Here is a 1,287-nt window from a genome sequence, read left to right as displayed (position 1 = left end):
GAGCAATTCCAGGAAAAGTGTGAGCGGTTTTTGGAGTGCGCCCCTCGGAGCGGACAGCTTGACTAAGCAGAATTGACTTGGAAGCCGGGCTTTCGAAGGATGGAAGCCATGACTGCACATCGCGCGCACAGCATCGAGTTCAAACGTCAGGTAGTGCAAGAGTTCCTCTCCGGCGAGACGCTTCATGGTCTGGCCAGGCGGCACGAACTAGCGCGTAACCTGATCCGTATCTGGGTCCAGAAATACGAGGCCGGCGCCTTCGACGAGGATGTAGCGGCGGCCGAGACGATGCAGACCTATGAGGCTCGGATCGCCGCGCTGGAGCGGCTGGTAGGCCGGCAAGCCTTGGAAATCGAGTTTCTAAAGGGGGCTCTGAAAAGCGCACCACGTCCCAGAAGCGGGCCTACATCCGTGATCACCGGCCCCGCGGTGTCTCTATCGCTGAAGGATGCCGGCTGATGGGGATCGCGCGATCAACCTACTACGATCAGCCCGAAACCGCCGTGGATGACACAGCGCTCGTCGAGACGATGGGTGAGATCTCCGACAGCTTCGAAGCCTACGGCTATCGCCGCATGCAGGCGGCGCTGCGGCAGAGCGGCATTGTCGTGAACCACAAGAAGATCAGACGATTGATGCGCGAGCATGATCTGCAGCCCAGGATCAGGCGACGCTTCATCGCCACCACGGACAGCAATCATGAATTGCCGATCTTCCCGAACCTGGCGAAGGACGTGACACTCGATGGCCCGAACCGGCTTTGGGTAAGCGACATAACCTACGTGGCGATTGCGGCAGGCTTCGTCTACGTCGCGGTCATCTTGGATGCCTGGTCCCGCAAGGTCGTTGGTTACGCCATCGGCCGGTCGATCGACGCGCGCTTGACCGTTGCAGCATTGAAGGCGGCAATCGAACGGCGAAAGCCGCCGCCGGGCTGCGTCCATCACTCGGATCGAGGGGCGCAATATGCCGCGCTCCTCTATCGCAATCTTCTCGCCGAGCACGATCTTATTGGATCGATGGGTCGGCGCGGCAATCCCTACGATAATGCCAAAGCGGAAAGCTTCATGAAGACGATGAAGGTCGAAGCCATCTATCCGATGGCCTATGAAACCTTCACCGACGTCGCTGAGGACCTTCCCCGCTTCATTGATGAGGCCTACAACACCCGCCGATTGCATTCAGCGCTCGGCTATCTCAGCCCGCAACAGTTCGAAGACCAACACGCCCGGAAGATGGTCAAAACTGCCGCTTGATCCTGTCCGCTCCGAGGGGCGCACTCCATTT

Annotated in this window: 2 protein-coding genes; both read left to right on the top strand. The window is 59.4% G+C overall.

The annotated features are described in order from the left end of the window. Positions 1–108 precede the first annotated feature (108 nt). The gene (locus tag CK228_RS34590) at positions 109–459 is read left to right on the top strand and encodes a transposase (RefSeq protein WP_095790661.1); all 351 of its coding nucleotides are present in this window, start codon (positions 109–111) and stop codon (positions 457–459) included. Continuing rightward, positions 408–1,256: an IS3 family transposase gene (locus CK228_RS34585; protein ID WP_348629245.1), complete on the top strand. Its 849-nt coding sequence runs from the start codon at positions 408–410 to the stop codon at positions 1,254–1,256. The genes CK228_RS34590 and CK228_RS34585 overlap by 52 nt, the downstream gene beginning before the upstream one ends. The last annotated feature ends 31 nt before the right edge of the window (positions 1,257–1,287 follow it).

Origin of the sequence: Mesorhizobium sp. WSM4312 (assembly GCF_002294875.1) — a bacterium.
Lineage (GTDB): Bacteria > Pseudomonadota > Alphaproteobacteria > Rhizobiales > Rhizobiaceae > Mesorhizobium.
Note: the sequence above shows the minus strand (reverse complement) of the source record. Positions and strands in the feature narration are given on the sequence as shown.